At 50.2% G+C, this 2,600-nt stretch carries 2 protein-coding genes and 8 tRNA genes; 9 read left to right on the top strand and 1 reads right to left on the bottom strand.

The window, feature by feature from the left end:
• Nucleotides 1-115 precede the first annotated feature (115 nt).
• The 9 genes from CPT76_RS00270 to CPT76_RS00230 all read left to right on the top strand — a co-directional run bounded on the left by CPT76_RS00270 (nucleotide 116) and on the right by CPT76_RS00230 (nucleotide 1,950).
• A tRNA-Val gene (locus CPT76_RS00270) sits at nucleotides 116-191 on the top strand.
• A gap of 83 nt (nucleotides 192-274) precedes the next feature.
• A tRNA-Met gene (locus tag CPT76_RS00265) sits at nucleotides 275-348 on the top strand.
• Nucleotides 349-381: 33 nt separating this feature from the next.
• Nucleotides 382-458 (top strand) — tRNA-Asp (locus CPT76_RS00260).
• Nucleotides 459-725: 267 nt separating this feature from the next.
• A tRNA-Lys gene (locus tag CPT76_RS00255) sits at nucleotides 726-801 on the top strand.
• Nucleotides 802-818: 17 nt separating this feature from the next.
• Nucleotides 819-893 (top strand) — tRNA-Gly (locus tag CPT76_RS00250).
• Between the two features lie 18 nt (nucleotides 894-911).
• A tRNA-Arg gene (locus CPT76_RS00245) sits at nucleotides 912-985 on the top strand.
• 17 nt (nucleotides 986-1,002) lie between these two features.
• A tRNA-Leu gene (locus tag CPT76_RS00240) sits at nucleotides 1,003-1,082 on the top strand.
• 23 nt (nucleotides 1,083-1,105) lie between these two features.
• Nucleotides 1,106-1,179, top strand: a tRNA-Pro gene (locus CPT76_RS00235).
• Between the two features lie 102 nt (nucleotides 1,180-1,281).
• On the top strand, nucleotides 1,282-1,950 hold the full coding sequence (locus tag CPT76_RS00230; protein ID WP_076176974.1) for a BofC C-terminal domain-containing protein: 669 nt from the start codon (nucleotides 1,282-1,284) through the stop codon (nucleotides 1,948-1,950).
• A 130-nt stretch (nucleotides 1,951-2,080) separates the two neighbouring features.
• Here the strand turns inward: CPT76_RS00230 and CPT76_RS00225 are convergent.
• The coding region (locus tag CPT76_RS00225) for an aminotransferase class IV (protein ID WP_181152635.1) at nucleotides 2,081-2,600 on the bottom strand (520 nt) is incomplete at its 5' end.

Here is a 2,600-nt window from a genome sequence, read left to right as displayed (position 1 = left end):
CTTCATTAGCATCAGGGATGAGAATCCATAAAGGGTTCGTCGGAGCATTACTTCGTTAGCATCTGCATCGCAGTCTCGAACGAAGTGAGAGTATCCCATACGGGTCACTTATTATGGAGGCTTAGCTCAGCTGGGAGAGCATCTGCCTTACAAGCAGAGGGTCGGGGGTTCGATCCCCTCAGCCTCCACCATTATCCCCAAAAAGTGAACAGAAACCTTCGTAGTTAATTCCGAATACTTTTCGGGGGGCCCAATAACAAAATACTTTTAATGACGCGGGGTGGAGCAGTCCGGTAGCTCGTCGGGCTCATAACCCGAAGGTCGTAGGTTCAAATCCTGCCCCCGCAATTATCTCCTTAAGATGGAGATCCCAAAGGCCGTGGAACCGTGGTGTAGAGGCCTAACATGCCTGCCTGTCACGCAGGAGATCGCGGGTTCGAATCCCGTCGGTTCCGCCATTTTAAATGCTTCAAGGGATGAGAATCCGAATTAACGGGTTCGTCGAAGCATTCGCTTCGTTAGCACTGCATCGCAGTCTCGAACGAAGAGAGAGTATCCCGTCGGTTCCGCCATTTTAAATTACTTCAAGGAATGAGAATCCGAATTAATGGGTTCGTCGGAGCATCTGCTTCGTTAGCGCTGCATCGCAGTCTCGAACGAAGAGAGAGTATCCCGTTAGAACCGCCATGATCTTTACTTCAGGGATGAGAATCCTCTTGAATTAAGAGCCATTAGCTCAGTTGGTAGAGCACCTGACTTTTAATCAGGGTGTCGAAGGTTCGAGTCCTTCATGGCTCACCAGTTTTATTTTTGGTTTTGCGGACGTGGCTCAGCGGTAGAGCATCGCCTTGCCAAGGCGAGGGTCGCGGGTTCGATTCCCGTCGTCCGCTCCATTTTTTTTGCCTTTACGGGCGCCCTTAGCTCAGCTGGATAGAGCGTTTGACTACGAATCAAAAGGTCAGGAGTTCGAATCTCTTAGGGCGCGTACTTATGTTTTACCGAGCCGGTGTGGCGGAATTGGCAGACGCGCGCGACTCAAAATCGTGAGGGAAACCGTGGGGGTTCGAGTCCCTTCACCGGCATTTTAACATTTTTAGATGAATAACGGGACGTAGCTCAGCTTGGTAGAGCACCTGGTTTGGGACCAGGGGGTCGCATGTTCAAATCGTGTCGTCCCGATCAGATCAACCACCGAATGAATTTCGGTGGTTTTTTGCTGTATAATTTGGTATTTCCCCGGTCACAATAAAGGAAAAAGATAGAGAATAGAAGGGGATTACCGTGAATGCAGCGCGAATCAAAAAGAAAATACAAAAGCAATGGAGACGTTGGAGACGCAGAGCGTTGACGCTGGGGATCTCTTCGTTAATGCTTGCCTTGGTCTGGCTCGGATCCTATCTTCCGGATCAGGTACAGAGCCTGCTCAGCACGAAACCGCCGGTTGCCATTGAAACGCTTCAGCATTATGAGCAGACGGAAGGTTCCGATGACACCGTGGATAATTCGGAATTCTGGAAGACATTGAATCAAACGAAGGGTACAAACGAAGTAACCGTTCGCCAAGTTTATATATGCGGTGAGGAGGAACAGGTGCTCGGACAACTGAGCAGCGATGACATCTACTCCCTGATGAATGAGCATCCAACCTGGAAAGGCGAGTTTACCGGGAAGGGACAAATCCGGTTTGAGGAAACCATTTCGGATCTATCCCCGACCTGTAAGGAACAGGCTTACATCAGCCTCGACAAAGATGGAAATCTGACCTTGTTTGAGGGACCGCCGACACACGAAAAGGTCATTAAAACCTTTTTCCAACTGGATATCAACTCGATGGAATCCTCCTTGCCAGACGGAGCCGTGCAGCAGCTTTATGACGGCATCCGGGTGCAGGACATTGACGAATACAACAGCGTGCTGTCCACATTCAGCGATTATGCCCGAAAAGGGTAAAGACCGGGATGTTCGATGTTCTTTGCTTTAAACAGAATTTCGATAAAAGGAATAGAACGCAAATGAAAAAAGCTTTCCTGCCAGCGATGAGGCGAACAGGAAAGCTTTTTTGCATTCATCCTATGGGGACTTAAACGGGCATCGTCCATTTCAATGGATCGGGAAGCCGCCCGGTCTGGATACCCGTTAGGGTGTCATAAAGCTTTTGCGAGTATGGGCCGATTTGGCCGTTGTTAATGAGGACTTGCCGGTCATTCCAATATAATTCGCCGACAGGGGAAATGACAGCCGCAGTCCCCGTGCCGAACACTTCCTCCAATTCTCCCTTGGCATTGGCCTCAAAAATCTCCTCAATCGATATTTTCCGCTCTTCCACCGGGATGTTCCAGCTGCCGAGCAGCTCCAGAACCGAAGCCCGGGTCACACCTTCCAAAATGCTGCCGTTAATGGCCGGGGTGATCACTTTACCGCCGATTTTGAAAAAGATGTTCATGCTGCCGACCTCTTCAATGTACTTCTTTTCCAGCGCATCTAGCCACAGCACCTGGGAGTAGCCGCCTTTCTTGGCGTTGCTTTGGGCTTTGATGCTTGCGGCGTAGTTGCCGGCTGCCTTCGCATGCCCGATTCCGCCCTGCACGGCACGAGTATAA

The sequence above is a fragment of the Paenibacillus sp. AR247 genome (assembly GCF_002968895.1).
In the GTDB taxonomy this organism is placed as follows: domain Bacteria; phylum Bacillota; class Bacilli; order Paenibacillales; family Paenibacillaceae; genus Paenibacillus_AQ; species Paenibacillus_AQ favisporus.
Note: the sequence above shows the minus strand (reverse complement) of the source record. Positions and strands in the feature narration are given on the sequence as shown.